At 61.0% G+C, this 25,838-nt stretch carries 29 protein-coding genes and 1 riboswitch; of the genes, 10 read left to right on the top strand and 19 right to left on the bottom strand.

Features of this window, described 5'->3' with window-relative positions; all coding sequences use genetic code 11:
• Nucleotide 1: 1 nt before the first annotated feature.
• From MK6180000_RS17925 to MK6180000_RS17880, 10 genes are all read right to left on the bottom strand, one after another.
• Nucleotides 2-697 (bottom strand): ABC transporter ATP-binding protein, encoded by a 696-nt coding sequence (locus MK6180000_RS17925; RefSeq protein ID WP_138935987.1) that lies wholly within the window; start codon nucleotides 695-697, stop codon nucleotides 2-4.
• A complete protein-coding gene (locus MK6180000_RS17920; protein WP_138935986.1) occupies nucleotides 697-1,404 on the bottom strand; it encodes an ABC transporter ATP-binding protein in 708 nt (235 codons plus the stop codon). Before MK6180000_RS17920 ends, MK6180000_RS17925 begins: the two co-directional genes overlap by 1 nt.
• Nucleotides 1,401-2,345 (bottom strand): branched-chain amino acid ABC transporter permease, encoded by a 945-nt coding sequence (locus MK6180000_RS17915; protein WP_138935985.1) that lies wholly within the window; start codon nucleotides 2,343-2,345, stop codon nucleotides 1,401-1,403. The genes MK6180000_RS17920 and MK6180000_RS17915 overlap by 4 nt, the downstream gene beginning before the upstream one ends.
• Nucleotides 2,342-3,268 carry a branched-chain amino acid ABC transporter permease gene (locus MK6180000_RS17910; protein WP_138935984.1) on the bottom strand — a complete coding sequence of 309 codons (927 nt, stop codon included), beginning with the start codon at nucleotides 3,266-3,268 and terminating at the stop codon, nucleotides 2,342-2,344. Before MK6180000_RS17910 ends, MK6180000_RS17915 begins: the two co-directional genes overlap by 4 nt.
• A gap of 4 nt (nucleotides 3,269-3,272) precedes the next feature.
• On the bottom strand, nucleotides 3,273-3,989 hold the full coding sequence (locus MK6180000_RS17905) for a haloacid dehalogenase type II (protein WP_138935983.1): 717 nt from the start codon (nucleotides 3,987-3,989) through the stop codon (nucleotides 3,273-3,275).
• Nucleotides 3,990-4,002: 13 nt separating this feature from the next.
• Complete coding sequence (locus tag MK6180000_RS17900) at nucleotides 4,003-5,274, bottom strand: ABC transporter substrate-binding protein (RefSeq protein WP_138935982.1); 1,272 nt, start codon at nucleotides 5,272-5,274, stop codon at nucleotides 4,003-4,005.
• A 155-nt stretch (nucleotides 5,275-5,429) separates the two neighbouring features.
• Nucleotides 5,430-6,167: an SDR family NAD(P)-dependent oxidoreductase gene (locus MK6180000_RS17895; protein WP_138935981.1), complete on the bottom strand. Its 738-nt coding sequence runs from the start codon at nucleotides 6,165-6,167 to the stop codon at nucleotides 5,430-5,432.
• Nucleotides 6,168-6,342: 175 nt separating this feature from the next.
• Nucleotides 6,343-7,560, bottom strand: coding sequence for an MFS transporter (locus tag MK6180000_RS17890; RefSeq protein WP_138935980.1), 1,218 nt, complete (start codon nucleotides 7,558-7,560; stop codon nucleotides 6,343-6,345).
• Entirely contained in the window at nucleotides 7,557-8,312 is a 756-nt protein-coding gene (locus tag MK6180000_RS17885; protein ID WP_138935979.1) for a DUF1365 domain-containing protein, read from the bottom strand. Before MK6180000_RS17885 ends, MK6180000_RS17890 begins: the two co-directional genes overlap by 4 nt.
• A complete protein-coding gene (locus MK6180000_RS17880) occupies nucleotides 8,309-9,598 on the bottom strand; it encodes an NAD(P)/FAD-dependent oxidoreductase (RefSeq protein WP_138935978.1) in 1,290 nt (429 codons plus the stop codon). Before MK6180000_RS17880 ends, MK6180000_RS17885 begins: the two co-directional genes overlap by 4 nt.
• Before the next feature lie 250 nt (nucleotides 9,599-9,848).
• Between MK6180000_RS17880 and MK6180000_RS17875 the strand changes: the two genes are divergently transcribed.
• Both MK6180000_RS17875 and MK6180000_RS17870 read left to right on the top strand, forming a co-directional pair.
• Complete coding sequence (locus tag MK6180000_RS17875) at nucleotides 9,849-10,415, top strand: sigma-70 family RNA polymerase sigma factor (RefSeq protein ID WP_246040568.1); 567 nt, start codon at nucleotides 9,849-9,851, stop codon at nucleotides 10,413-10,415.
• 7 nt (nucleotides 10,416-10,422) lie between these two features.
• Nucleotides 10,423-11,070 carry a ChrR family anti-sigma-E factor gene (locus tag MK6180000_RS17870; protein ID WP_138935976.1) on the top strand — a complete coding sequence of 216 codons (648 nt, stop codon included), beginning with the start codon at nucleotides 10,423-10,425 and terminating at the stop codon, nucleotides 11,068-11,070.
• Nucleotides 11,071-11,114: 44 nt separating this feature from the next.
• Here MK6180000_RS17870 and MK6180000_RS17865 read toward each other — a convergent pair whose 3' ends face one another.
• Both MK6180000_RS17865 and MK6180000_RS17860 read right to left on the bottom strand, forming a co-directional pair.
• Complete coding sequence (locus tag MK6180000_RS17865) at nucleotides 11,115-11,507, bottom strand: hypothetical protein (RefSeq protein WP_138935975.1); 393 nt, start codon at nucleotides 11,505-11,507, stop codon at nucleotides 11,115-11,117.
• Between the two features lie 41 nt (nucleotides 11,508-11,548).
• Complete coding sequence (locus tag MK6180000_RS17860; protein ID WP_138935974.1) at nucleotides 11,549-12,595, bottom strand: alkane 1-monooxygenase; 1,047 nt, start codon at nucleotides 12,593-12,595, stop codon at nucleotides 11,549-11,551.
• Between the two features lie 149 nt (nucleotides 12,596-12,744).
• Between MK6180000_RS17860 and ftsY the strand changes: the two genes are divergently transcribed.
• The 5 genes from ftsY to MK6180000_RS17835 all read left to right on the top strand — a co-directional run bounded on the left by ftsY (nucleotide 12,745) and on the right by MK6180000_RS17835 (nucleotide 17,815).
• On the top strand, nucleotides 12,745-13,992 hold the full coding sequence (gene ftsY / locus MK6180000_RS17855) for a signal recognition particle-docking protein FtsY (protein WP_138935973.1): 1,248 nt from the start codon (nucleotides 12,745-12,747) through the stop codon (nucleotides 13,990-13,992).
• A complete protein-coding gene (locus MK6180000_RS17850) occupies nucleotides 13,989-14,891 on the top strand; it encodes a DMT family transporter (protein ID WP_138935972.1) in 903 nt (300 codons plus the stop codon). Before ftsY ends, MK6180000_RS17850 begins: the two co-directional genes overlap by 4 nt.
• Nucleotides 14,892-14,909: 18 nt before the next feature.
• On the top strand, nucleotides 14,910-15,509 hold the full coding sequence (locus tag MK6180000_RS17845) for an inner membrane-spanning protein YciB (RefSeq protein ID WP_138935971.1): 600 nt from the start codon (nucleotides 14,910-14,912) through the stop codon (nucleotides 15,507-15,509).
• Nucleotides 15,510-15,583: 74 nt separating this feature from the next.
• Nucleotides 15,584-15,660: riboswitch (SAM riboswitch) on the top strand.
• Nucleotides 15,661-15,717: 57 nt separating this feature from the next.
• Nucleotides 15,718-16,896 carry an O-succinylhomoserine sulfhydrylase gene (gene metZ, locus MK6180000_RS17840; protein WP_138935970.1) on the top strand — a complete coding sequence of 393 codons (1,179 nt, stop codon included), beginning with the start codon at nucleotides 15,718-15,720 and terminating at the stop codon, nucleotides 16,894-16,896.
• Between the two features lie 19 nt (nucleotides 16,897-16,915).
• Nucleotides 16,916-17,815, top strand: a complete 900-nt coding sequence (locus MK6180000_RS17835) for a dihydrodipicolinate synthase family protein (RefSeq protein WP_138935969.1) — start codon at nucleotides 16,916-16,918, stop codon at nucleotides 17,813-17,815.
• A gap of 90 nt (nucleotides 17,816-17,905) precedes the next feature.
• On the opposite strand, the gene MK6180000_RS17830 is transcribed toward MK6180000_RS17835, so the two are convergent.
• The 5 genes from MK6180000_RS17830 to ahcY all read right to left on the bottom strand — a co-directional run bounded on the left by MK6180000_RS17830 (nucleotide 17,906) and on the right by ahcY (nucleotide 22,479).
• The gene (locus MK6180000_RS17830; RefSeq protein ID WP_138935968.1) at nucleotides 17,906-18,178 is read right to left on the bottom strand and encodes a hypothetical protein; all 273 of its coding nucleotides are present in this window, start codon (nucleotides 18,176-18,178) and stop codon (nucleotides 17,906-17,908) included.
• A 137-nt stretch (nucleotides 18,179-18,315) separates the two neighbouring features.
• Nucleotides 18,316-19,416, bottom strand: coding sequence for a GTP cyclohydrolase FolE2 (gene folE2, locus MK6180000_RS17825; RefSeq protein ID WP_138935967.1), 1,101 nt, complete (start codon nucleotides 19,414-19,416; stop codon nucleotides 18,316-18,318).
• A gap of 124 nt (nucleotides 19,417-19,540) precedes the next feature.
• Nucleotides 19,541-19,882 (bottom strand): DUF2853 family protein, encoded by a 342-nt coding sequence (locus MK6180000_RS17820; protein WP_138935966.1) that lies wholly within the window; start codon nucleotides 19,880-19,882, stop codon nucleotides 19,541-19,543.
• A 215-nt stretch (nucleotides 19,883-20,097) separates the two neighbouring features.
• Nucleotides 20,098-20,925, bottom strand: coding sequence for a PRC-barrel domain-containing protein (locus MK6180000_RS17815; RefSeq protein ID WP_138935965.1), 828 nt, complete (start codon nucleotides 20,923-20,925; stop codon nucleotides 20,098-20,100).
• A 162-nt stretch (nucleotides 20,926-21,087) separates the two neighbouring features.
• A complete protein-coding gene (ahcY, locus tag MK6180000_RS17810; protein WP_138935964.1) occupies nucleotides 21,088-22,479 on the bottom strand; it encodes an adenosylhomocysteinase in 1,392 nt (463 codons plus the stop codon).
• A 124-nt stretch (nucleotides 22,480-22,603) separates the two neighbouring features.
• On the opposite strand from ahcY, the gene MK6180000_RS17805 reads away from it, so the two are divergent.
• The 3 genes from MK6180000_RS17805 to msrA all read left to right on the top strand — a co-directional run bounded on the left by MK6180000_RS17805 (nucleotide 22,604) and on the right by msrA (nucleotide 24,481).
• Nucleotides 22,604-23,227 (top strand): HD domain-containing protein, encoded by a 624-nt coding sequence (locus MK6180000_RS17805; RefSeq protein ID WP_138935963.1) that lies wholly within the window; start codon nucleotides 22,604-22,606, stop codon nucleotides 23,225-23,227.
• Complete coding sequence (locus MK6180000_RS17800) at nucleotides 23,224-23,709, top strand: GNAT family N-acetyltransferase (protein WP_138935962.1); 486 nt, start codon at nucleotides 23,224-23,226, stop codon at nucleotides 23,707-23,709. The genes MK6180000_RS17805 and MK6180000_RS17800 overlap by 4 nt, the downstream gene beginning before the upstream one ends.
• A 118-nt stretch (nucleotides 23,710-23,827) precedes the next feature.
• Entirely contained in the window at nucleotides 23,828-24,481 is a 654-nt protein-coding gene (gene msrA, locus MK6180000_RS17795; protein ID WP_138936571.1) for a peptide-methionine (S)-S-oxide reductase MsrA, read from the top strand.
• 114 nt (nucleotides 24,482-24,595) lie between these two features.
• Here the strand turns inward: msrA and MK6180000_RS17790 are convergent, their stop codons facing one another.
• Nucleotides 24,596-25,318 carry a 2-dehydro-3-deoxygalactonokinase gene (locus tag MK6180000_RS17790; RefSeq protein ID WP_138935961.1) on the bottom strand — a complete coding sequence of 241 codons (723 nt, stop codon included), beginning with the start codon at nucleotides 25,316-25,318 and terminating at the stop codon, nucleotides 24,596-24,598.
• Complete coding sequence (locus MK6180000_RS17785) at nucleotides 25,318-25,749, bottom strand: protein tyrosine phosphatase family protein (protein ID WP_138935960.1); 432 nt, start codon at nucleotides 25,747-25,749, stop codon at nucleotides 25,318-25,320. The genes MK6180000_RS17790 and MK6180000_RS17785 overlap by 1 nt, the downstream gene beginning before the upstream one ends.
• Nucleotides 25,750-25,838 lie beyond the last annotated feature (89 nt).

The following is a 25,838-nucleotide window of genomic DNA, read 5'->3' as shown; positions in this document are numbered from 1 at the left end:
CCTAGACCCCCAAATAACGCGAAATCAGCGTTCGGTCGTGACGCAGAACGTCCACTGGTACCACCTCGCCCCGTTGCCCATTTTCGATAAACGCCACGCGGTCCGCGACGGCCAGCACCGCTTCAATGCGCTGCTCTACCAGCAGAATCGCAACGCCCCGCGCGCGCATTTGCACGACCACATCGCGGATCGCGTCCACCATTGAGGGCTGCAGTCCCTCCATCGGCTCGTCCAGCAGCAGCGCCTTGGGCTGCAAGCACAGTGCGCGGGCGGTCGCCAGCATCTGTTGCTCGCCGCCCGACAGGGTCTGCGCGGGCTGGCGGTATCGCTCACGCAGGCGGGGAAAGAGGTCGAGCACCTCCTCCAGCACCACTGGCGGGCTGCGCCGCGCGCGCAAGCCGATTTCCAGGTTCTGCGCGACCGACAGTCCGGCAAACAGGCGCCTTCCCTGCGGCACATATCCGATCCCGGCTCGCGGCACTTGATATGCAGGCAGCGCGCTGACCTCCGCGCCGTCCAGCATAACGCGGCCCGACATCAGCGGGATCAATCCCATGATGCTGCGCATCGCCGTTGTCTTGCCCGCGCCGTTGCGGCCCATGAGGCAGACGATATCGCCCGCCGCCACGTCCAGCGACACCTCGCGCAGCACGCGGCCTCCGCCATAACCGGCACTGATACTCTCCAGCTTTAGCATCACGCGCCCCCCAGATAGGCGGCCTGCACGCCTGCATCGGCGCGCACCTGATCCGGCGTGCCCTCAAACAGCAGCTCGCCTGCATTCAGGACAGTCACCCGGTTCGCGAGCGCCATCACCACGTCCATGTTATGCTCAATCAGCAGGACGGTCATGTCGTCCGGCAGCCCCCGGATTAGGCTGAGGAACCGCGCAATTTCAGCCTCCGACAGTCCCTGCGTAGGCTCGTCCAAGATCAGCAGACGCGGCTTTTGCACCAGCCCCATCGCGATTTCCAGCAGGCGCTGGTGGCCGTAGCTCAGATCGCCCGCCAGTGCGGCGCTGTGCCCGTCCAGACCGACCTGCGAAAGCGCTGCATCGACGGCGGCAGGCACCTGGGCCACAGCCATGTGCGGCCGCGCCGCCAGCGCGACATTTTCGGCCAGTGGCACCCGGGCGTAGATCGACGTGATCTGAAACGTATAAGCCATGCCCAGCCGCGTGCGGCGGTGCGCGGCCAACCCGGTGATGTCGCGGCCCGCAAATATCACTTGCCCGGCAGTGGGCGCGGTCCGCCCGCAGATCATGCCCACCAGCGTCGTCTTGCCCGCGCCATTGGGGCCGATCAGCCCGCGCACTTCGCCCACCTCGATATCGAGGCTGACATCATCCACGGCCCGCACGCCGTCATACGTCTTGGTCAGGCCGCGCACACTGAGCAGGCTCATGGCAGCCACCCCCAGATGCGGCGGCGCACCTCGCCCATTATCCCCTGCGGCGCGAACAGCGTCAGCAGCACCAATGCGACACCCGCAATCAGCATATAGGCGGTCGTAAAGCCCGAGCTGAGGTCGATCAGATAGAACATAAAGAGCGTTCCGATGAATGGCCCCAGTATCGTACCCGCGCCCCCAAGAAGTACCCAAAGTAGTGGCAGGATCGAGTATTCGACCCCCGCAAAGCTGGCTCCGGCATAGCCAAAGAGCAGACCGTATGCCGCCCCCGCCGCGCCGGATATTGCGCCGGATATCGTTACCGCCGTCAGCTTGGCCCGGAACGTGTCATAACCCAGCATCTGGGTGCGCACCTCGTTCTCGCGGATCGCCACCAGCGTCCGCCCGAACCGCGCGCGCACCAGCGCGAGACAGGTGATCATCGCGGCCGCGAACAGCACCAGCGCCGCTAAATATCGATTGCCTTCATCACTCAGGTCGATGCCCCACAGCACGCGAGCGCCGCGCGCGATGACGAACCCCTCGTCCCCGCGCGTCCACTCACCGAAATAAAGGACGGTCAGGTATCCCGCCTGCGCGAACATCAGCGTAACGATCATAAATGCCACGCCGCGCGTTCTCAGCGCCAGCACGCCTGACCCCGCAGCCACCACAGCCGCCGATAGCACACCGATCAGCAGCGCAGGTCCGGCAGAATAGCCCAGATGCTGGACGCTCAGCCCCATGCCATACATGCCGGCGGCAAAGAACAGCGAATGGCCCAAGCTTAGCAGACCAGTATAGCCGAAGACGATATTATACCCCATCGCATAGGTCGCCAGCACCATGATCCGTGCCAGATTGCCATGATGATACGCGGGCAATACGAAGTGGCCTGCCAAAAGTAGCGCCAGCAGCCCGCCATGAAGGGCAATAACGCGGGCGCGCTCGTTCATACCGCCCGCGTGCCAAATAAGCCTTGAGGGCGGAACACAAGCACAAGTGCCACCAGCAGCGTCGCCAAAATCTTGGCCAGTGTGGGCGAGAAAAAGACCGAGATTATGCCATCGCTCAGCCCGATTAGAATGGCCGCGACCACAGTGCCTGGCAAACTGCCAAGACCGCCAATAATAACCACCGTAAAGGCAAGCAGCAACGGATCGGCACCCATCAGGTAATGCGCCTGCGTGATCGGCACGATCAGCACGGCAGCGAGGGCCGCAAGCGCCGCGCCGATGCCAAAGACCATGGCATAGACCCGCTCGACCGGGATACCAAAGGCCAGCGCCATATCGCGGTCCGCCTGCACCGCGCGCATCACCAGCCCGATCCGCGTGCGCGCCATCATTGCCCAGACACCGCAGAGCACCGCCGCGCCCGCGCCAATGACCGCCAGTTTGTAGCTGGTCGTGCTCAGGCCCCATGGCCAGTACATTGCCAGTGCGCCCTCCTTGAATTCAAACCACGGCAGCGCGAGGCGCGTGTTGAACGGTGCTTCGACGGGGCGTGCATCGGGGCCGTAACCCATCAGCGTCAACTGCTGGATAATATAAAGGAGGCCTATGGTCGCCACGATGGTCCGCTCGGGGTCGTAATCGACACGCTTGAGAATGGTCATATCGGCGGCCACTGCGATGGCCCCCACGATCAGCGGAGCAGCTACCAGCGCCACGGCGAACCCTACGGCAGGCGGCCCGCCCACCATCTGCGTGATGACCCATGCCAGCACCGCGCCTAGCATGAAAAATTCGCCATGCGCGATGTTGACCACCCGCATTACGCCAAAAACCAGCGATAGTCCCACCGCCGTCAGCGCCAGAACCGACGCCATCACAGCACCCTCCAGCATGGCGAGCATCAGGTAGGGGCCAAGCTCCACCGTTTTAGCCGTTCATCTCGGCACGGTGCGCCTGAACAAGCTCGGCCATAGAATGGAACATAAAGTCATATGTCGGCATATCGCCGGGGTTCATCGTCGCGCCGAACCCTTCTTTGTCATGCCTGCGGTAGATCCAGCAATTGGCCAGCCCGTGGCGATTGGCCGGGGCGTGGTCGTGAAACATGCTCTCGGCGGTGTGCAGGATATCGCCCTTGGCCAGTCCCAAGCGCGTCATTTGCTCCAGCATATAATCGAAATTTCGCGCATCCGGCTTGTAGCTGCCGACGTCCTCGGCCACGTAGCTGGCCGTAAAGGGACGCCCCAGCTTCGCGTCGCTATAGGCAAAGCTGGCGTTATCCACGTTCGACAATACGATCAGCTTGAAGTGGTCCTTTAGATACGCCAGCGCCTCTGCACTATCGGGGAATGCGGGCCATTGCTCCACCGAGCGGCCATAGACCTGAGCCTCCTCCCATGTCGCGGGCAGCGCCCATTCCTCGGCCAGCCGTTTGTAGACGGTGGCCAGAACATCGCGGTAATTCTTTCCCGGTGTTACCCGCTGGCATGTGCTTTCGTGAAAGGCATGCGCCTCGAGCACCGCGTCGCGGCCAAGGTCCAGCTGATCTGTTAGCGGCGCCAGCCCCGCGATCATGCCCGATTCCCAGTCAATCAACGTGCCATAGACGTCGAATGTTAGCGCCTTGTAATCGCTTAGCTTCATGCCCGACGCTCCGTCACAGTGGCTGCTTGGTGTAATCCACCTCATCAGGATACAGCGTCTCGTCGATGCTTGCAGTATGCACCCGCACGAGGCGGCCGCCTTCTACCCGGCTGATATGTTGCTCACCAAATACCTGATGGGTACGACCGTTAAAGCGCATAGGCCCTTGCGGATAAGCTTTGCTATGCGGCATCTCGTCAATTGCCTCAACCGCCTCGATCAGCGCGCCGCGGTCTTGCGGGCCGCGATAGTCGGCGGCCTCCATCCCCTCCTTGATCGCGCTCAGCGTGGTCCAGCAGCCGAACATGTGTCCATATGCCGATACGTCGCGCGGATCGTCCAGCGATGCACCCTCATCATTCACACCCACAGCAGCCCGGTAGAATGCCTTGGCTTCTGTCTGGTCAGGCTGCGCATAGCGGCACATCCCCTCCCAGAAATGCGAGCCTTCTAGGAATTCCAAACCGGGGCTGCCAATGTCAATCGCCTCGAGGCTGTCGACAAAGCCGAACAGCTGAGGCCCCGACCCACCAAAGAATTCGCCCAGCTCCTTGACGAAGGTCAACACGGATGGCCCGACCAGGACGTGGTATACCACCTCGGTCTCGCGCGGGATCTTGGGGAAATAGCGGGTAAATGATGTCTCGCTGGGCGGGATGGCGATCTGCGCCAGCACCTCGCCCCCCTGCGCCTCAATCGCCTGGCTAAAGAAGTCGCGATGATCGTGCCCAAAAGCATAGTCAGGGAAAATCATCGTGACCTTCTTGCCCATATTTTCGGCCACATAGGGGGCCATGGACAGAACCTGGCTCTTCACATCCGTGATGCCGGGCTGCAGCGTGTAGCGGTTCAGCATCCCACTGGCGACATGATGCCCCTCGGACACCACAAAATAGGGCAGCTTCAACTCACCCGCGCGCGGCGCGGAGCCGATAACGACGTGGCTGAACAGCGTGCCATAGGCGATGTCACACTTATGCTGGTTGGCGAATTTCTCGATCAGCTCTGCGCCGCGTTTGGGGTTTGTGCCATCGTCCTCCGGCACCAACTCAACCATGCGGCCATTGATGCCACCGCCATCGTTGATGAATTTGGCAGCGGCATTTGCCGTGCGCTCGTACCAGCGGCCATATGCGGCGCCGATGCCAGTGCGGTGAACCTGAAATCCCACCTTGATCGGTTCAGCGGTCTGCGCATGGGTATAACGCGCCCAGAGCGGTAGCGCGGCTGCGCCGCCTGCGATCGTGGTCAGCGCCTTGCGCCGTGTTAGCGTTGTTCTGGTCATTGCCATACCCTCTTATCGCGCCCGATGCGCCCGGCGCGATCCTGCGAAGCTACGCCGCGATTGTCCAGTTCTTTGCGGACCGCAGGTGACATTGCACTCTCCGCCATGGCTTTTCTTGGGGAAAATGCCTAATTCCGACGCATGCGACCAAACGCCTACTTACCAAAAAAGCGGTTGTACAGCCAGTCAGGCCAGACCCGACTGAACCGAAAAAGGTAACTAAACAGGCGCGGAAAGTGACGCACAGTCGCACCGTCGTCGCACATCATCTCGAACATTTCTTGGGCGGCCTCTTCCGGTGTCATCAGGAATGGCATGTTGAAATCATTTTTTTCCGTAAGTCGCGTCTTGATAAAGCCGGGATTGGCGATCTGTACCCGCACACCGGTCTTGAACAGATCGACCTGAAGGCTCTCGCCCAGCGCCATCACGCCGGCCTTTGACGCGGCATAGCCGACGGCCCCCGGCAGCCCGCGAAAGCCTGACAGCGAGCCGGTCAACACTATATGGCCTGCATCGCGCGCGACCATTTTGGGGACCACTTCGCCCACGGCGCGCAAGGCGCCGACAAAATTGATGTTGCCCATCGCCACTGCCTGCTCGGCGTTCCAGTCTTGCGCGGCAAAGGGCCAATATACTCCGGCGGTATAGACCATACCGTCAATCTCGCCCACCTGCTCGGCGGCGCGGCGCACGCTATCCAGATCGGCGACGTCCACAGTGACGACATGCGCACGGCCCGGCAGACTATCCGCCACAGCCTTCAGCTTGTCCTCGCTGCGCGATGATACAATAACCTCGGCGCCAGCTGCGCTCAACTTGCGCGCCAGCGCCTCGCCCAGACCGTCGCTGGCCCCGATCATCCAGTAGCGTTTCCCGGTCCATTCGATCATTGGGTGTCTATCCTTTTCATCGCGGCGACCAGTACGGCTACCTTAATACCGTGTTTACAAAACTCGCGGTAATTAGCGGTGGTTCCGCGCTGGCAACTCAGACTGGCAACTCAGAACGCGCCCCGCAGTGCTCGGGCAGAACCTAGCGCGCCAGCGAAGGATTGCCAAACCGCGCTCATGCTGCCGTCTCCTCGGGCATCTCTATACCGGCCAGCAGGGCAATCGCCACTACCTTCAGCACGCAAGGCAGCGCGCAATAGAGCAACGTTAACAGACGCAGCGCATCCTCGTCATTCTGTGTGCCCGCCTGAAATCCCCCGGCGGCCAATGCCGGAAGCAAGGCCACGGCAGCCAGCGCCAGCGTCAATTTGGACACAAATGACCAGAGGCCAAATCCCTCGCTCGCACCCGGAGCAATCTCGGCCATGCGCCGCGCGAACATGGCGGGTAGCAGCGTCATGTCGGCGCCGACGGCGGCGCCCGACACCACGCAGACGGCGGCGAACGCCCATGTATCGCCCGTTCCTAGCAGCGCGGCGCAGCCGAACGCGGCGATGGCAAGCACCATTGCGACCAGCAGGACGCGCTTGGCGCCCCACCGCTCGGCCGCGCGGCCCCAGAACGGGGTGGCTACCGCCGCCGATAGGAAAAACAGCAGCAGCAATGGTCCCTCCCATCCCGGTGCGCCCAGACGGCTCTCGACAAAGAATAAAAAGAGGGTCGAGCTGACGGCAACAGGCGCCGCATTGACCAGCGCTATCAATAGCAGACGCCGCGAAATACCGTCGCGCAGGACCGGGCCAAACCCATCGGACGGGATGGATGCGCGCCCCCATTGGCCCCACATCACGATCAGCGCTGCCGCCCCCAGCGCGACAAATGCGAACGCGAACGCGCCGTACCCGCCCAACAGTATCGGCACCACGGACGCGGCACAGACACCCAAAAGAGCGCCTGTCTCACGCCAGCGGGCCAGCCGCAGGTGCCCCGATTGCGCCAGCGTGCCAGCGGTCGACACACCTTGAGCATAGAAACAGATCGTTAGATAGCTAAAGCCGGAAAACACCACTGTCAGCATCAACGCAAACCACCAGATCGGTGCGATGGGCGGCGTCATCGCAAAGAGGCCGACCATAGAGGCAGCCATCGCGGCGCCAGCGATGCAAACCATCAGCGCACGCCATCGCTGCGTGCGCGCGGCAAGCCTGCCTAGCAGGGGGTCCTGCACCACGTCGATCAGCCGAAGCGCGAACAGAACGGTCCCCAGCAACGCCAACGACACCCCATATTCATCGACGTAAAATTTGGGTGCGTGAATGTAGATCGGCAGGCCGGCCGCCGCCAAAAATGCAGCAAACAGTGAATAGGCAGGCAGGCGCGGGGCAGCGCTCACTTTGACACTTCTTGCTCCGGCGGCTCCGGCCGTGGGTGATATGCGGCGCCTTTCCACCACAGCTTGAGCGCCTGCCAATGGATAAGCGCCAGCACCCGGCGTGACCCCAAGGGCCGACGCAGCATAGCCGCCAGCAGACTGCGATTGGTTAGCGCGCGAATGGGCCCGACCAACGTGGCGACAACGCCGCCATTGCCGCCGGTCATGTCAATGCGGATGTCGATATGATCTTCGCACAGATTGAAGCGGAACTCGTACCCGCCATCGACCTGCTGAAAGGGCGAGACGTGGAATATCTTGGCGGCCGTCAGAGTGTCGCTAGCTTCGATCACCGAACCATCAGCCTTGTGACATAGATAGCTGTGCCGGTCGCCAAAGGTGTTGCTGACCTCCGCGATCACTTGCCGCAGACCGCCCTGATTGTCGCGGCACAGCCAGAACGAGACGGGGTTAAACACATGGCCCAGAATACGCGGCTGCGCCAACAGCTCGATCTGCGCGGGCGAGGGCAGCTGGTATTGCTCCAGCACCTGCCGCACCCATGCAGCGCCGATCCCTTGATGCGGCGCGCCGCCATGATCAATGTCGTGCACGCTGGCTAGTCCGCGCGCGTTGCGGCCAAAGAGGCGCGGCGCAGTATCCTGCCCTTCGGCGTCAAGCAGCATATAATCAATCGAGTACTTGAAGGCATTGCGCACCGCCCCCTTGCGCCCATGCCACGTGTGGCCCGCGATATGGCGGACCCGGCTCATGCCGCTGCCAACACTCCGCGCGCCGATAACGCAACCGCCACGTCGACGGCGCTGCCAAGGCCATCCTCGTGAAAGCCGTTCTTCATCCATGCACCGCAATACCACGTATTCTGCGCCCCGTTCATCGCGGCGATGCGCCCCTGCGCTGCCAGCGCAGCATGGTCATAGACGGGATGGCGCAGTGTCACGCGATCATGGATTAGATCCTCGCGGATACGGCGTGTGGTGTTCAGCGTGACGAAATGCGGATCGTCCATGGGGATCGCCTGCAGCTTGTTCATCCAGTAGGTCAGATCAATCCGGCTGTCCTCCTTTGCCCGGTCCTCGGTGTAATTCCACGACGACCAGACGGCGCGGCGGCGCGGCATGACAGAGGCGTCCGAATGCAGCACGATATCGTTCGGCTGGTAGGCGATGGCCCCCAAGTAGCGCCGTTCGTCGGCTGTCGGATCATCCAGCAGGCGCAAGCTGTCGTCTGAATGGGTGGCCATTATGACCTCGTCGAATCGCTCCCAATCGCCGTGGGCCTTTATCTGAACGCCGCCCGGCGTCCGCCGTACTGCCTGAACGGGACAACCGGTGCGCAGACGCGCGCCAATGCGGCGCAGGTGCGCCTCCAGCCGGGTGACATACTGTACCGATCCGCCCTGAACCGTGTACCACTGATGCTGGCCCTCATAGCCCAGTAGCGCGTGATTCTCAAAAAAGCGCATCATCGTCTCGGCCGGAAAATCCATTATCTTGTCGGTTGGCGTTGACCAGATCGCGCCGGACAATGGCAAGAGATAGTACTCGCGAAACCACGACCCGGTGCGCAGGTGCGATAGCAAGTCGCCGATCGTCATCTCGCTACCGCGCGCGGCTTGGGCGGCATTGGCGTTGAAGTGAAATATATCGCGGAGCATCCTCAAAAACGCAGGTCGCGCAGCATTGCGCCACTGTGCAAACGCCGCGCGTGCACCCGACAGCCCGTATTCCAGCCGACCACCATCTATAGACGCGCCAAAGCTCATATCACTGGGCACGACAGGTACCTCAAGTTCTGCAAACAGATCAGCCAGATGCGGATAGTTGGCATAGTTGAACACGATAAAGCCGGTATCGACCGGCTGATCGCCCCGCTTGCCGGCCATGATAGTACGCGCATGACCGCCAAGTCGCGGTTCGGCCTCATATAACGTGACGTCGTTATCCGGTGACAGACGATGGGCCGCGCCCATGCCTGAGATGCCTGCTCCGATGATCGCTATTTTGCGCCTCGGGGCAGGCTGCAATTCAAATGGCATATGTAAATTTGTCCGTTTTGTTCGGGCCGTTAGGAGTAACTACGCATCCGGCGTCGTTTCGGATGCAAATTATCGCCATCAAGATTGATTTTCACGCGTCGGTGATCCAGTTCGCGTTGTCCAGCGTATTGGACACATGGTTTGTATGATTGACACCTCTGGCGATAGATTGGCATCGTTCCAATGTGCGCATGCGGCAATAGTGCCGCGCCCGCGTACGTTAAGAAGCCAGACGTCAGGACCCTGCCCCGTGCCAACAGACCGGCCCGATCATGACCGGCAAAGCGAAAATAGCCTCTGGATCGCTTGCATTGCGCGGATACGCGTTGACGCGGACGAGGCGGCGTTCGCTCAGATTTTCGGTCACTTTGCGCCGCGCGTGAAGGGCTTCTTGATGAAATCAGGCGCCAGCGCAGCACTGGCCGAGGAATGTGCACAGGACGTGATGGCGACGCTTTGGCAAAAGGCCCATTTGTTCGATCCGTCGCGCGCCAGTGTGGCCACGTGGATCTTTACCATCGCGCGCAATCGCCGCATCGACGCCCTGCGCAAGGCGCGCCGCCCCGAGCCTGAGGATATTGATTGGGGACCGGGCGCCGCCCCTGACCAGTCCGACATTCTAGCGCTGGAGGAGGATATCGCGCAACTGGCCGACGCTATCGCCGCCCTGCCCGCCAAACAAAAGACCCTTATTGAGGCCGCGTATTTCGGCGACCTCAGTCATTCCGAGATCGCCGATCAGACAGGCCTGCCCCTTGGAACGATTAAATCCCGCATCCGTCTGGCGCTGGATCGCCTGCGCCACACAATGAATTGAAGCATTTATGACACATCACATTGCACATCACCTGACAGATTCTCTGCTAATGGCCTATTCGGTCGGCACGTTGCCAGAGGCATTTAACCTGACCGTCGCGGCGCACATATCGCTTTGCGACGGGTGCCGCGCGCGGCTGGGTGCATTCGACAGTATCGGCGGCGAAATTCTAGAGAATGGCGACGCACCCCAAATGGGTGGCGGCAGCATGGAGGCAGCGCTGGCGGCAGCGAAATCCGGCGGCACCGCGCCAGTCTGGCCATCACGCAAAGCAGGTATTCTGCCCGCCCCCTTGCAGGAATATGTGGGCGGCGATCTGGACGCAGTGAGTTGGCGCCCCGTCGGCATGGGCGTGCGGCAGGCACTATTGCCCACCAAGGGCGGCGCCACCGCGCGCCTGCTGCACATCAAGGCCGGAGCAGCTGTGCCTGACCACGGCCATCGCGGCATCGAGCTGACGCTGGTTCTGCAAGGGGCGTTTGCCGACGATGGCGGCCGGTTTGGGCGGGGCGATATCGAGATCGCGAACGAGGATCTGGAGCACACGCCCGTCGCCGATACTGGGATAGACTGCATCTGCCTGGCCGCCACCGACGCGCCTCTAAGGTTTCTAAGCTGGATACCCAGACTCGCGCAGCCGTTCCTGAGGATATGAGATTTCGGGTGTTGCGCACCCGAGGGCGCACATAGGCCCGGGCGTCAGACACCCACGTCAGGCCCAGAGCAAGTTAGCGGCACATTGCTACGTTCGACCTCATATAATTCGGTCATCGACGGATCGTTTTCGAACTGCGCAATCAGCCCCGCCGCGCTGCGCCTAAAGCTCCAGCATTGCGGTTCGGGTTCGGTATCGTAGGTAAAGCAGATGAGGCCGTCCTGCTCATACCAGCCCCCCTCTTGGCATTGTCCGTTCTCAAAGGCCCACCGGACCCGGCGATCCTTCAAGTACTGCTCAGTGCCATAGGGCGCGCCCATACTGCCGTAGGTGAATGTCTTGCCTTGGGTATAGGCGTCAAATTCACTCGCCGTCATCATGCCCTGGGCGGCGGCAGGCAGTGCGGTGAGGGTCAAAAGCAAGCTAAGAATGCGCATCCTGCGATCATGGCACGGCACAAACATTCCGGCCACCCGTTTCATCTGTCCGGCATTGGGGTTGCGCGGGGGGCCGCCCAGTTATCAACCCGGCGGTCCATGACCCTGCGCCAGATCGGCGGCGCCAGCGACAAAGCCGCCATCAGCGGCAGCGGATAGGGCAGGCACGGCATCTCACCGGGATTCAGGCGCAACGCCGGGTAGGCGCGCAACGGCGCAATGTGGTGGTCCGAATGGCGCGGGGCGTTCAACGTCAGCGCGGACGAGAATCGGTGCGGCGCATTCCACGAATGGCCCGGACCCACGGGCTCCAGCTTACCGCTCGGCAACACTTCCCGGCGCAGGCCATAGTGCTGGACGTAGTCGGACATCAAGATTTGCATCTGCGCATAGAGGCATATTGCAACGTAGACTATTACGCCCGCCGCCCCCCCCAGCGCAAAAGCTGCGGCCACGCACGCAATACCGCCCAAGACGTAGAACAGATAGGGATGGCGCCACATGGGCCGGCCAGCGCGGCGCAGCATCGCAGTCTCAGCGCGCAAGCCACCATAAAAACTGCCGCGACCTGCCCGCAGGGCGAAACGATAGAATCCTTCGCCGCGGCGCGCAGAGCTGGGATCATCCGCGCTGGCGACATGAACATGATGCACCAGCAAATGCGCGCTGGCATGGTGGCCAATGAGCAGGCTCGTATAGATGGCCCGCCCCATAATGCGTAGCGCGCGGGGGCGCTTGTGTATCAACTCATGCGCGACAGGATGCGCGATCTGGCCAAAGATGAGGCCCGCCGCGATCCCAAGGCAAAGGCGCTGCCAGATCGCAAGGCCTCCGTGCCCCGAAGTCGCCCAGACCGCCGCGGGCAGCACCGCGAAATACAAGGTGCCCAGCACAGCCAGCAGGACGGGTGCGGCTGGAAACTCCTCGGTCTCACCTACAGCGCCGGGCGCAGCGGCGACCAACCGGTCAAGCGCAAAGGTCAAAGCGGTCATGTAAATCAGAGCCGCCGCAGGCCATAGTCCGCCCTGACCTGCACCAAGCAGGATCAGCACCAGTGGCGCCAGCGTGGCGCATGAGAACAAGATCATCTACCGCCTCCATTTCGCGCCGCCGCAACTCGCCCATGCAATATAGGAACCGAGCGCCCATATCATCCCAAATCCCGCGACCGTACCGGTCCCTTCCATCTGGGCGCCAAGCCGACTAGATGGTTGTGGTCAGATAACATGAGGGCACCATGGCCTTTTTCAAGAAACTTAAGGATCGGCTGTTCAATTCGTCCAGTAAGCTGGACGAAGGCTTGGACGCCATCATGCAGGACGGCGCCGAAGCAGACGCGCCGCCACAGTTGGACGAACAGGCTGATCAGACTGAACAATCTGAACAATCTGAGCAGAAGACGCCGCCCAGACCCGCGCCCGGTCCAACCCCTGAAACCACGCCTGATCCTATTCCGCAGGAAATCCCGCCTCCGATCAGCGAACTTCCCCCAGAGGCCCCGGTCGAGATCCCTACTGCGCCATCGCGCCCCGCGCCCACGCCTGCTCCGCTCGAAATCCCTCTGGACGATCCCGCGCCGCAGGATACGGCCCCGCGCACCGGCCTTCTGGGCCGCCTTCTGGGCCGAAGCGAACAGGACCGCGCGCCGCGCCGCGTGCTGGACGACGACATGCTGGAGCAACTGGAGGAGCTACTGATCACGGCCGACATGGGTGTCGACACAGCCCTGCGCGTCACTGCCAACATGGCCGAGGGCCGCATGGGCAAGCGCCTGTCAGCGACCGAGATCAAGCAGCTGCTGGCAGGCGAGATTGCCCGCATCATGGAGCCTGTTGCGCGCCCTATGCCATTATATCCGCGCAAGCCGCAGGTGGTGCTCGTTGTTGGCGTCAACGGCTCAGGCAAGACGACGACCATCGGCAAACTAGCAAGTCAGTTTAAGGCCGCGGGAAAGTCGGTGGTGATCGCCGCTGGCGATACGTTCCGCGCTGCCGCAGTTGAGCAGTTGCAAATCTGGGGCGACCGCGCCGGCGTGCCCGTACTGACCGCCCCCGAGGGCAGCGATCCGGCAAGCCTCGCGTGGGACGCGATGGCGCAGGCGGAACGTGATGGCACCGACCTGCTGATGATCGACACTGCCGGGCGCTTGCAAAACCGCGCCGACCTGATGGAGGAGCTGGCCAAGATCGTCCGCGTCATCCGCAAGAAGGACCCGACTGCGCCGCATAACACACTGCTAGTTCTAGACGCGACCACCGGCCAGAACGCCCTGAGCCAAGTTGAGACGTTTCAGAAGCTGGCTGACGTGTCGGGTCTCGTTATGACAAAACTCGACGGAACGGCGCGCGGCGGCGTTCTGGTAGCGCTGGCCGACAAATTCGGCCTGCCTATCCACGCCATTGGCGTGGGCGAGCAGATTGATGACTTGGCCCCCTTCGACCCCGAGGAGTTTGCGGCGGCTCTGACTGGCCTCGACACGGAGTGAGCGACTGGCTGGTATCGCTGGAAGGCACGGCGTCCGGCCATCACCTCGCCCTCGCGTTGGCCATTTTTGCCGCGATCCTGCACGCCGTTTTTGGCGCGATCCAAAAGGGGCGGCACGATCCGTGGCTGACGCGCGGGGCGGTCGATGTCAGCTATGCAGTTATGGCCGCGCCCTTTACTCTTTTGGTGGTGCCGTGGCCCGAGCCGCACATGTGGGCGATCTTTGCAGGCGCATGGGCGATCCATACCGTCTATAAGTTTCTGCAGGCGATGGCCTATTCGCGCGGCGCCTTCACGGTTGTCTATCCCGTGGTGCGTGGCACCGGGCCGCTCTTTGCGGTGATCGGCGCCTACCTGATATTTGGTGAGACGTTTAATGCGGTGCAATGGGCAGGCGTCAGCGTCCTGCTATGCGGCATCTTTGGGCTCGCGGCCTATAACTTGATGTACCTGACGGCCGCACGCGATACGCTGCCTGCTGCCCTGACGCTCGCCGTTATGACCGGACTGCTGGTCGCGGCCTATACCACATTTGACGCCTATGGCATTCGCGCCACGGCTGATCCGTTTACATTCCTTGCCTGGTTCTTTTTCATCGACGGGCTGGTCATGCCCCTGGTGGCGCTCCGCCGCTGGCGGCAGATGGATGCGCGCCCCACCCCCGGCCCTCTGATGCTGCGCGGCGTGATCGGCGGCGGCGTCGCGCTGCTCTCGTTCGGCGCGATCATGCTAGCGACGCGCGTGGGCAACGTCGGCGAGGCCGCGGTTCTGCGCGAGACGTCCACCGTCTTTGCAGCGCTTATCGGCTGGCTTTTTCTGGGCGATACTGTCGGACCCCGGCGCACTGCGCTGATGTCGCTTATTGCCATCGGCGCCGTCATCGTTGAAATGGGCGGCTAAAGCTAGAGGGAGCAGACCATGAACGAACGCAAGATCAATGGCGGCCTGAAGACCGCGCTGGAATTCGGGCCGATCCTCGCGTTCTTTGTCGCCTATATCTGGCTCAAGGACCGGGTTTTTACCATCGGCGGCACCGAATACGACGGCTTTATCATCGTCACGGCAGGGTTCATCCCCATTTTCCTGCTATCGATCGGCATCCTCTGGGCGCTAACCGGCCATCTGTCAAAAATGCAAGCGATGACAGCGATCCTGATTACCGTTTTTGGCGGTCTCAGTATCTGGTTCAACGATCCAAAGTTCTTCAAGATGAAACCAACGATGATCTACCTACTCTTTGGCGGCATCCTGGGCGTGGGCCTATTACAAGGCAAATCCTACCTACAGACCGTCATGGACACGATGATGCCACTGACGCACGAGGGCTGGATGATCCTTACCCGCCGCATCATGCTGTTTTTCTTTGGCCTCGCAATATTGAACGAAATCATCTGGCGCACCCAGTCCGAGGAAACGTGGGTCTATTTCAAGACCTTCGGGCTTACGGCGGCGATCTTCGTTTTCTTCATCACTCAGTCCAAGTTGTTCAGCCAGTACAGCTCTGAGCCAAAAGAGTGATTGCCCATTCTTCTTGCCGCTAAATATCCCCGCCGGAGGCTCCCCCAGTTGACGCAAGCGGGGCGCGGGAGTAAGCCAGCACTCGTGGCGATTTGTTACCGGATTGCGGGCCACGTTAAATAATTCGCTAAAAGGTCACGGGAAAGGCCCCCCTTTTCGCATGACCGGCACGGGGTTTTTATGGGGCGCATGCCCCCGGAGGTCGACCATGACAAATGACTGGAACACACGCACGGCGATGGTGCATGGCGGCACTGCGCGCAGCCAATGGGGCGAGGTCAGCGAAGCCATCTTTCTGACCCAAGGGTTCGTCTATGACACAGCCGAGGCTGCCGAGGCGCGGTTCATCGAGACCGGGCCAGACGAATACATCTATGCCCGTTACGGGAACCCGACCGTCGCCATGTTTGAAAAACGCATCGCGATGATCGAGGGGGCCGAGGATGCCTTTGCCACCGCCAGCGGCATGGCCGCCGTTTCGGGCGCGCTGACATCAATGTTAAAGGCTGGCGATCATGTGGTCGCCGCGCGCGCACTTTTCGGGTCGTGCCTATACGTACTTAGCGAAATCCTGACGCGGTATGGCGTTGAGGTGACATTTGTCGACGGCACCGATCTGGACCAGTGGGAGCAGGCCATCCGCCCGGATACCACCGCTGTCTTTTTTGAGACTATCGCGAACCCCACGCTTGAGGTCGTCGATATCGAGGCAGTGGCCAAGCTGGCCCATGCACATGACGCGCTGGTCGTGGTCGATAACGTGTTTGCGACGCCCGTCTTTTCCCGTGCGATCAGTCAGGGCGCCGATGTTGTCGTCTATTCAGCGACCAAGCATATCGACGGTCAGGGCCGCGCCCTCGGTGGCGTGATCCTTGGCTCGCGGGAGTTCATTCGCGGCACTGTCGAGCCTTACATGAAGCATACCGGCGGCTCCATGTCGCCCTTCACCGCGTGGATCATGCTGAAGGGCCTAGAGACGATGGACCTTCGCGTGCGGGCCCAAGCCGCGACCGCTCTGGCGCTGATTGAGGCGCTGCAAGGCCACCCAAAGCTGTCGCGCGCCGTCTATCCCGGCCACGCCAGCCACCCGCAACATGATCTGAACACGCGGCAGATGGGTAAGGGCGGCACCGTCGTTGCGCTGGAACTGGCTGGCCAGCCCGAGGCGTTTCGCTTTCTCAATGCGCTTAAGATCGTGCTGATATCCAACAACCTGGGCGATACGAAGTCCATCGTCACCCACCCAGCAACCACGACTCATCAACGCCTGCCCGAGGCGCAGCGCGCGACGCTGGGTATCACGGCGGGGCTTGTGCGTCTGTCACTGGGCATAGAGGATGAGGGTGATTTGATCGCCGATATCCGGCAGGCGCTGGACGCGGTGTAACGACTTAGGAGACGCCAAAATGACTGACAGACTTAGCGGCATCGTCACCCCGCTGCTGACGCCCTTCAACGATGACTTCACCGTCGCGGACGATCTTTATACTGCCCACGCGGCCACCTGTCTGGCCGACGGCTCGCACTATCTATCGCCCTTCGGAACCACCAGCGAGGCGCTGAGCCACTCGGTAGCCGAGCGGATGCGGTTGGTAGAGCTCCTCGTGTCCAGCGGCGCGGCGCGCCCCGATCAGCTGATTCCCGGCACGGGCCTCTGCAATCTGGAAGAAACGGCGACGCTCTGTCGCCATGCCGTCGATATTGGCTGCACGGCGGTCATGACGCTGCCGCCCTTCTTCTTTGTCACTGCCAACGACGAGGGGCTATACCGCTACTTCAGCGCCCTGATTGAGAGCGTTGCCAGTGACGATTTGACCATTTGCCTCTACCACATTCCGCAATATGCCGGCATTGGCTTCACGCCCGCATTGGCGGCGCGCCTAAATCAGGCGTTCCCCGAGGTCGTGACAGCGCTGAAGGATAGCTCTGGCGTATGGGAAAATACACGCGCTGTGATTGAGGCCGCACCGGGCATTTCCGTCTTTCCCGGTAGCGAGGGCGCAATGCTAGAGGCGATGGCGCTGGGCGGCGGGGGATGCATCTCGGCCAGCTGCAATTCTAATGCGGCTGGTATTCGCAGGCTCTATGACCTTGCCCGCGCGGGCGATATGTCGGGCGCCGCAGCGCTGAGACCTGAGATTGACGCACACCGCGACGCCGTATTCTCGGGCGGACTGATCCCTGCCCTCAAGGCGCTGAAGGCACAGCAGACGGGCGACGTTCGCTGGTTGAATCTGCGCCCACCGCTGATGCCCGCGACGCCTGATATGGCAGCGCCTCTGGCTGATACGATCTGGCGCGGCTGAACCTCACCAATTGCCCTTAGCGAGCAGCACTTCAGACCAACCCTGCATTAGGGGTGGTCCAAACTGTTCTGGATCAGACTCTAATCTCAGTCAGACAGGCATCGAGTGGGTGCGCTTGACACATTCCGTCATGCGCGGCAGCGCAAACGGAACACGGGTGTGCCGATCAGTCGACGCGTCAATTTTGGCGGCTGACCGAATAGTCCGTTGCGGCGCAGCAGAAGGTGCGGACGATAGCAATGGGTTAGTCGCAAATGCCACCATCCCCAGCGCCTGCGCAATGCGCACCTGCTGCTCGAATATCTGACCCATCATCTGGATACCGACAGCCGAATAATGGATAGGTGTATATGAGCGATACATTGTTCGCCTCCCTTGGCAGAGGGTTAAACCAACCTGACTATCGCATGACGTGTGGCGAGTCGCCAAGCGGCATGGCATCCGGCAACTGATATGCTCGGAAATCCGCCGGGAGCCACTTCGAAACCTCAAGCTATGACTTAACCAACGTGAAAGAGCGTTGTGAACAGCTTGGGATCAAGGCTTTGCGCGGCAAACGTTTCTCCCTCGGTCAGCACGCTGACGGCATCATGGCTGTGCAGGCTCTCTTGATGGCTGGCAATCACGCGAAAATCACCGATGCGCTCGTTAGCCAGAAGTCCCTCGCAGAATAGCCTCGCGGCATCCTCGACAAATATCGGATTTGCGGCGTTCAGTTCGGCGAATGCCTGCTCGTCCTCACGCTTGACCATGACTTGCGTCTCTGTCGGCACGGCATCGCGGGCCAGATCAATCAGATCCTCGAACCACAAACAATCCTCGCACGTCACCTCGACCGAGATGCGCGCAACAGAACGCTGCGAATGGGGCGTCGCCAACTGCCCGCGCGACTGCCGCGCATGTTCGCTTAGCTCCAGCGAGCAGGGGCAGGTGGAGGAATATACGTAGTCCAGATGCATGAATTTGCGCCGCACGCCAGCCGTCTCGACCAGCTCAAGCGCGATGTCATAATACTGATAGCCCTCTAATCCCGAACGCAGTGATTGCACCTTGGCAGGGTAGGAAAATCGCATCTGAATGCGCGCGTCGACTGATCCCAGATCTGAGATGTAGTCATCCAGCGCGTCCGCGATCACCTCAAAGCTGAACGTCTTTTCAGCGTGCTTGTAAAAGCTGCGCATGATGCGGGACATGTTGATGCCTTTTTTGTTCGCCTCAAGGCTGACGGTGCCAGTTACCGACGTCTCAAGTGTCAGATCGCCGCCACCGCGCGTGTGAAACCGGATGGGCAGGCGGAAATTCGAAATGCCAACATGCTGGAGCTGCTGATGCGCGCCCTTGATCAGCGACGCCGGGCCATTTTGTAAATCGGGCATCGTAGCGCGGTGGGCGGCATTCGCGTCAAAACCTTCGGGATAAACACGCGACAGCGCCGGATAGTTCGACACTTCGCCCCCCGGCAGCAGGCGCGCAATGGACGGGTCAAGATCGGCCACCTCTTCGGGGGTTGCACCAGAGGCCCAGCGGCGCAGCAGGTCTAGCGCGTCCTGCGCATCATCTCGGTCCGGTGCTGGGTGTATATTGCCCGTTTGGTGTGTCATCCTGCGGCTCCTTACCTTGGTGGCTGCGGTTATAATTTAGGGCCGCAATTGGCGATTGCCATGGCCCAATGAAAACGCCCGCCGCAGTACCATACCGGGCGGGCGCCAATAGAACGAGGCCAGATTAGCCGTAGACGGCTTCTTTTCCGAAATGCTTGGTCAGCATGTAATAGACGACCGCGCGGTACTTGTTTCGCTCGGCGCGACCATACGTCTCCAACACTTTCTGGATTCCGCCCATCAGTTCGGGGCCATCAGAGAGGCCCAGCTTCTTGATCAGGAAATTTTCTTTGACCGTCTCCAATTCGGCAGTTTGGCTTGAGGCGACGGTCGACGCATCAGCGTTATAAATTGATGGCCCACAAGCGATCGTGACCTTTGTCAGCAGTGCCATATCTGGCGTCATGCCACACTTTGATTTCAGATCTTCTGCATACCGTGCAATCAAATCATCGCGTTTACCCATTTCAAATCTCCTTTTCGCGGCTGTAGCCCCGCAGTTTTCAATCTTTCAAGCCGCCTGCAGCGGCCGCGGTGCAAAGAGTATCGGGTGCGCCCGGTTTGACAATGAAAAAATCCGGTCAGCTGTGCGATAGGCGTCCAGCCAAAGAAAAACCCCCGACCAAAAAGATCGGGGGTAATGTTGGCTATTCTAAACTGTCGTTATTCTGAATGAGTAACTTACTCAGTTTTCTTTTCTTCGTCAGCTGCACCTTCTTCGGTGGATGTAGTGTCATCGGTTGCTTCGGTGTCCATAGCCGCATCACCCGATGTTTCGGTGTCAACTGTAGCGCCGCCCTCGGTCGAAGTGGCACCTTCGGTGGCAGGCTCTTCGGTGGCAGGCTCTTCGTCCATATCCGTGCTTTCGCTCGTAGCCGCGTCGTCGCTCATCGTGGTGTCGGCCTCAACGGCTGTGTCTGCCTCAACGGCTGTGTCGGCCTCAACGGCCGCGTCGCCCTCAACGGCTGCGTCGCCCTCAACAGCGGTGTCATCCGACTTCATAGCGCCGTCATCTGCTGTCGAAGTCGTAGCGGACGTGGCGGCACTTACCACCAGATCAGCAAGTGGCGTCTCGTCGGGCAGGCTCTCTGCACCTGACTCGTCGAACTCCGGCTGCTCTTTCAAAGCGTCCTTCGTTGTGTCCAACTTCACCATTTGCTGCTCTGCATCAAAGGTGAATTCGGACAGCGGCAACGCAACGGTATACTCACCGAGGCCTAGGAAACCGCCGATCCCGATAACAGCGTCTGCTCCACCACCGCGGCCAATGACATAATCAACATCGCCAATGGTGTCGCCGTTTGGCTCATACACTTTTTTGCCCACAATATCGCCGACGGTCATTTCACTGATCGACGTGAACTGCGGCGCCATTGCGGGTGCATCAGCGGTCGTCCCAGTTCCGATGGTGGCGTCAGAGCCTGTGGTTGCAGTGGTATCTTGAGCGATTGCACCGCTCGCAATCAATGCAGAAGCGGCGGCAGTCATCATGAATGTATTGAGTTTCACTTTGGTTTCCTCCTTAACAGTCAGTTACGAGGAGAAAAGTCACAGGAGAGGTTGTTGGTTCCCGGCCGTGGACATCCCGGGCGCGCGACAGGCAAGAACCCGCTGAGGGCCTTGCCTGCTTCGGCGGAAAACTGTCGGTTCCCCTGCTTTTTTAGCGATAAATCAGTACCGGTAATGCTCAGGTTTGAACGGGCCTTCGGGTGATACGCCGATGTAGGCCGCTTGTTCCGGCGATAGGGGCGTCAGCTTCACTCCGATCCGGTCCAGATGCAGGCGGGCGACTTTCTCGTCCAGATGCTTGGGCAGAATATAGACCTGATTTTCGTATTCTCCGCCGTTCTTCCACAGCTCAATCTGAGCCAGCACTTGGTTGGTAAAGCTAGCTGACATGACGAAACTGGGATGCCCGGTGGCATTTCCAAGGTTCAGCAAGCGTCCCTCAGACAGAAGGATCAACCGATTGCCCGATGGCATCTCGATCATGTCCACCTGCTCTTTGATGTTGGTCCACTTGTGATTCTTCAGGCTGGCGACCTGAATTTCGTTATCGAAATGGCCGATGTTGCCGACGATCGCCATGTCCTTCATCTCGCGCATATGCTCGATGCGGATCACGTCCTTGTTGCCGGTCGTGGTGATAAAGATGTCGGCAGAGGCCAGCACATCCTCTAGCAGGACCACCTCGAACCCGTCCATCGCAGCCTGAAGCGCGCAGATCGGATCGACCTCGGTTACTTTTACGCGCGCACCGGCGCCCGACAGTGACGCAGCGCTGCCTTTGCCAACATCGCCGTAGCCCAAGACGACGGCGACCTTGCCGGCCATCATTGTGTCGGTCGCGCGGCGGATACCGTCGACCAGCGATTCCTTGCAACCATACTTGTTGTCAAACTTCGATTTGGTCACCGAGTCGTTCACGTTGATCGCCGGGAAGGGCAGCTGGCCCTTCTTGTGCAAATCATAGAGGCGATGAACGCCAGTCGTCGTCTCCTCCGATACGCCCTTGATTGCGTCGCGTGTTTTGGTGAACCAACCGGGGGTCTCGCCCATGCGCTTCTTGATCTGGGCGAACACGGCCTCTTCCTCTTCCGAGGTGGGTGTTTCGATCAGATCCGTCTCGCCGGCCTCGACGCGCGCGCCCAGCAGGACATAAAGCGTCGCATCGCCGCCATCGTCGAGGATCATATTGGCCCCCTCGGCAAACTGGAATGACCGATCAAGGTAATCCCAATGCTCAGTCAGGGTCTGGCCCTTGATCGCGAATACGGGCGTGCCGCCCTCAGCAATCGCCGCCGCTGCGTGGTCTTGCGTGGAAAAGATATTGCACGACGCCCAGCGCACATCTGCGCCGAGCGCATTCAGTGTCTCGATCAGCACGGCGGTCTGGATCGTCATGTGCAAACTGCCAACGATGCGCGCGCCGCTCAACGGCTGCGCCGCACCAAATTCCTCGCGCAGGGCCATCAGGCCCGGCATTTCAGTCTCGGCAATGTTTAGTTCCTTGCGGCCAAAGGCGGCTAGGTTAATGTCTTTGACGATATAGTCCTGTGCCATCTCGGTCGGCTCCTTAAAAATTAGGTTTGAGGGGCAGATAGCACCAAGGCGCACGTGCGGCAATGCTGGCATGGCTGGCCTGCGCCGGGTATGAGATACATCAGCAATACCCGGAGACCCGAACATGGCAAAACCCAGCGCAAAGACGCCCCGAAGCCCGCAACCCCGGGCATGGCAAAAGATGCTATCGGGACGCAGGCTTGACTTGCTGGACCCGACCCCGGTGGACATAGAAATTACAGATATTGCGCACGGCCTCGCCTTTGTGGCGCGATGGAACGGCCAGACGTTGGGCGATTACGCCTATTCGGTGGCAGAACATTCTCTGCTGGTCGAACGCATTTTTGCGCGCATCGCGCCCAAGGCGCCGCCGAAATGGCATCTGGCCGCGCTGCTGCACGACGCCCCGGAATATGTGATCGGCGATATGATATCGCCTGTCAAAAACGCGGTGGGTCCAGGGTATGACGAGCTGGACCAGAGGCTGGCGGCGGCGATTCACATTCGCTTTGGCCTGCCTGCCGCGATACCCGTGGCGGTCAAGCGGCAGATCAAGAAGGCCGACAAAATCAGCGCCTGGATGGAGGCCACGCAAATCGCCGGCTTTGACGCCGTCGAGGCCGGACGTTTCTTTGGCAAGCCTGATCCCGCACTGATGGACGGCCTCGCTATCTGGCTACGTCCCCCGCTGGAGGCGCGCGCCGACTACACAGCGCGCACAAATGAATTGCTGGAGGCAATGGGATGATAACCGTGCGCCGCGCCACCCCGCTGGACGCACCGCCCATGGCGGAGCTGCTGAACGAGATCATTGCAGAAGGCGGCACCACTGCGCTCACCCGCCCGGTGACCACGCGCGACATGGCCCGGATGATGCAGACGGCGCCAGACCGATCCGTCTGGCACGCGGCGCTAAACGCAGACGGTGCATTGCGCGGCTTTCAGTACATTGAGCCGTCGGATCACCTGCCGCCAGAGGCGTGCAGCATCGCAACATTCGTTCAGATCGGGCGCACCGGGCTTGGTATCGGATCGGCCCTCTTTGCTGCCACCGCCAAGGCGGCAAAATTGCTGGGCTATGTCTGGATCAATGCCGATATCCGCGCCGATAATGACGGCGGACTGATCTACTATCAGAGCAGGGGCTTTCGCGATTATGGCCGCCGCGAAGGCGTCGCCCTAGCCTCGGGCAGCCGGGTCGACAAAGTCCTCAAGCGCTATGATATCTAGTGGCGGCTGATCACCGCTTCTCACCCTTGCGTGAGCCGGTGTTGCGACGGGTTGGCGCGCATCCGTCCTTGCGTCATGCTATTTTCTAACCTCAGGAGGATATGCGGTGAGCAAAGCCATGACCAACTTCAAGACACTTCTGCTGGGAGGGTTGATCGCTGTCGGATTTGCCGCGCACGGCACAAACGCTGATGCGGCGGCAACCGAAACTCTCACCGTCGCTGGTGGCTGCTTTTGGTGCGTCGAGGCCGATTTCGAGGCTGTAAAGGGCGTCGGCGAAGTCGTTTCGGGCTATACGGGCGGCACCAGCAAGAACCCGACCTACAAGGACGTCACCCGCGGCGGCACTGGTCACTATGAGGCGGTTCAGATCATGTATGATCCTGCGCAGGTCACGCGGCCCCAACTGCTGCACATGTTTCTACGCTCGGTTGATGTGACGGATGCAGGCGGCCAGTTCTGCGATCGCGGCGACAGCTATCGCACGGCAATCTTTGCCAGCGGCGCAGCAGCGCAAGAAGCCAAGCAATCCATCGCGCAGGCGCAAAAGGAACTGGGGCAAAAGATTGTAACCCCCGTCCTACCCGCGCAAACATTCTACAAAGCCGAGGATTATCACCAGAATTACTACAAGGGCGACGATCTGCAAGTCACCCGCTTTGGCATTAAAAACCAGGCCGAAGCCTACAAGCGCTATCGCAGCGCCTGCAGTCGCGACAAGCGTGTTCGCCAGCTCTGGGGTGATGCCGCACCATTCGCCAAGGGGCATTGAATTCATTTGGTGACGCGTGATCGGGCCGCCCATCGTGGCCCGGTCTTCAGTCACGCCGCTTGGATTTTCCTTGGGTCGAGCATCCCCATTTCTCGACAGGTCACACACGCGGTATCAGCCATTCAGACCCGCTGCCTGCCCCAGCGCCAGCAGCCCGGCCTGCCACGCCTGCGCGCGCGGAACGGCCTCGGCAGTGATGCCCTGCGATACCAGCGCCGCGGCGTAGGGTGCAGGATCACCGATGATCCGCACATCCTGCCCCAGCCAGTACATCTTCATCGACGCCAACTCTGCGCCCAAGAGATGACCCAGCACCACCGCGCTGCCACCGGTAAGCGAAGCTGCATTCAACTGCGCCGCCAACCGTTCAGGGCGCGACATTGTATCGCTTAGCGCGCCTTCGTCGAACGCATGAGCAGTAGCGCCCAGCGCAGACGCCAGTCTGCCTGTCGCGGCACCCTGAAAGCTGACGATCTCACGCGCACTGACATGGACCCAGTGGGTCACGTCCCGCTCCGGCAACACCAATATGCCGTCCCAGTCCGGCTGCGCCGCAAGGGCCCCGGCGATCAGCACACGCGCAGCGGCGGGAAGCACGGCTGCGGGCGATGCCTGCTGAATTGCGCTCAGCACACCGGGCTTATCGATCAACGTCGGCGCGGGCGGCAATACATGCGACGTATCGTCCAGCTTCACCAACCGCGCAGCAGGGATACCGCACTGGCTCACAGCCTCGTCAAGCGATGCGAAGTCATGCGCACCTATCGCGTCGTCCTGCACCGCATAAAGCGTGACGCGCCCGCCCTCGGCCAGCAATGCGCCCCATGGGATCCTCATCAGCCGCGATCATCCTTCTGCGCGGACATCTGCGCCACGATACCGCGCACGTCATAGCCCGCGTCCGCAGCGGCGGCGATAATCTCGTCCTCGGGCATTTGGCCGACTTGCGAAATGCTCCACATCGTTGTGCTGCGCGTGCCACTGCGGCAATAGGCCAGCACGGGCGCAGGCAACTCGTCCAGCGCCGCATTGAAGCTCTCAATATCGGAGCCGCTCAGCGCGCCCGATATGATCGGCACAGCCCGAAACTCCAGCCCCGCCGCCGTCGCTGCCGCCTCAATCGCGGCGCTGTCTGGCTGGCCTGCATCCTCGCCATCGGGCCGGTTGCACACGATAGCGCGAAAGCCTGCCTGCTTGATGGCGGGCACGTCGGCCACCTCGATCTGGGGCGAGACGCTGAAAGTGTCGGTGATTTTGCGCAGGTCCATGTGGCCACTCCTTGTGAATTTGCACCCCATATGGCCCCAATGCCGCCCCTGTTTCAATGGCCCCCGCCCGTTGACATTTAGCGGCGCGC

The sequence above is a fragment of the Roseovarius arcticus genome (assembly GCF_006125015.1).
Classification (GTDB): domain Bacteria; phylum Pseudomonadota; class Alphaproteobacteria; order Rhodobacterales; family Rhodobacteraceae; genus Roseovarius; species Roseovarius arcticus.
Note: the sequence above shows the minus strand (reverse complement) of the source record. Positions and strands in the feature narration are given on the sequence as shown.

Bases quoted from the DNA above. Each gene is read 5' to 3' on its own strand.
- MK6180000_RS17820 (WP_138935966.1), bottom strand. From the start codon at position 19,882: ATGGGTAAACGCGATGATTTGATTGCACGGTATGCAGAAGATCTGAAA.
- MK6180000_RS17880 (WP_138935978.1), bottom strand. From the start codon at position 9,598: ATGCCATTTGAATTGCAGCCTGCCCCGAGGCGCAAAATAGCGATCATC.
- metZ (WP_138935970.1), top strand. From the start codon at position 15,718: ATGACAAATGACTGGAACACACGCACGGCGATGGTGCATGGCGGCACT.
- folE2 (WP_138935967.1), bottom strand. From the start codon at position 19,416: ATGACACACCAAACGGGCAATATACACCCAGCACCGGACCGAGATGAT.
- MK6180000_RS17865 (WP_138935975.1), bottom strand. From the start codon at position 11,507: ATGCGCATTCTTAGCTTGCTTTTGACCCTCACCGCACTGCCTGCCGCC.
- MK6180000_RS17845 (WP_138935971.1), top strand. From the start codon at position 14,910: ATGAACGAACGCAAGATCAATGGCGGCCTGAAGACCGCGCTGGAATTC.
- MK6180000_RS17790 (WP_138935961.1), bottom strand. From the start codon at position 25,318: ATGAGGATCCCATGGGGCGCATTGCTGGCCGAGGGCGGGCGCGTCACG.
- MK6180000_RS17805 (WP_138935963.1), top strand. From the start codon at position 22,604: ATGGCAAAACCCAGCGCAAAGACGCCCCGAAGCCCGCAACCCCGGGCA.
- MK6180000_RS17925 (WP_138935987.1), bottom strand. From the start codon at position 697: ATGCTAAAGCTGGAGAGTATCAGTGCCGGTTATGGCGGAGGCCGCGTG.
- MK6180000_RS17885 (WP_138935979.1), bottom strand. From the start codon at position 8,312: ATGAGCCGGGTCCGCCATATCGCGGGCCACACGTGGCATGGGCGCAAG.
- ftsY (WP_138935973.1), top strand. From the start codon at position 12,745: ATGGCCTTTTTCAAGAAACTTAAGGATCGGCTGTTCAATTCGTCCAGT.
- MK6180000_RS17895 (WP_138935981.1), bottom strand. From the start codon at position 6,167: ATGATCGAATGGACCGGGAAACGCTACTGGATGATCGGGGCCAGCGAC.
- MK6180000_RS17915 (WP_138935985.1), bottom strand. From the start codon at position 2,345: ATGAACGAGCGCGCCCGCGTTATTGCCCTTCATGGCGGGCTGCTGGCG.
- msrA (WP_138936571.1), top strand. From the start codon at position 23,828: ATGACCAACTTCAAGACACTTCTGCTGGGAGGGTTGATCGCTGTCGGA.
- MK6180000_RS17835 (WP_138935969.1), top strand. From the start codon at position 16,916: ATGACTGACAGACTTAGCGGCATCGTCACCCCGCTGCTGACGCCCTTC.
- MK6180000_RS17920 (WP_138935986.1), bottom strand. From the start codon at position 1,404: ATGAGCCTGCTCAGTGTGCGCGGCCTGACCAAGACGTATGACGGCGTG.
- MK6180000_RS17785 (WP_138935960.1), bottom strand. From the start codon at position 25,749: ATGGACCTGCGCAAAATCACCGACACTTTCAGCGTCTCGCCCCAGATC.
- MK6180000_RS17900 (WP_138935982.1), bottom strand. From the start codon at position 5,274: ATGACCAGAACAACGCTAACACGGCGCAAGGCGCTGACCACGATCGCA.
- MK6180000_RS17905 (WP_138935983.1), bottom strand. From the start codon at position 3,989: ATGAAGCTAAGCGATTACAAGGCGCTAACATTCGACGTCTATGGCACG.
- MK6180000_RS17800 (WP_138935962.1), top strand. From the start codon at position 23,224: ATGATAACCGTGCGCCGCGCCACCCCGCTGGACGCACCGCCCATGGCG.
- MK6180000_RS17870 (WP_138935976.1), top strand. From the start codon at position 10,423: ATGACACATCACATTGCACATCACCTGACAGATTCTCTGCTAATGGCC.
- MK6180000_RS17830 (WP_138935968.1), bottom strand. From the start codon at position 18,178: ATGTATCGCTCATATACACCTATCCATTATTCGGCTGTCGGTATCCAG.
- MK6180000_RS17860 (WP_138935974.1), bottom strand. From the start codon at position 12,595: ATGATCTTGTTCTCATGCGCCACGCTGGCGCCACTGGTGCTGATCCTG.
- ahcY (WP_138935964.1), bottom strand. From the start codon at position 22,479: ATGGCACAGGACTATATCGTCAAAGACATTAACCTAGCCGCCTTTGGC.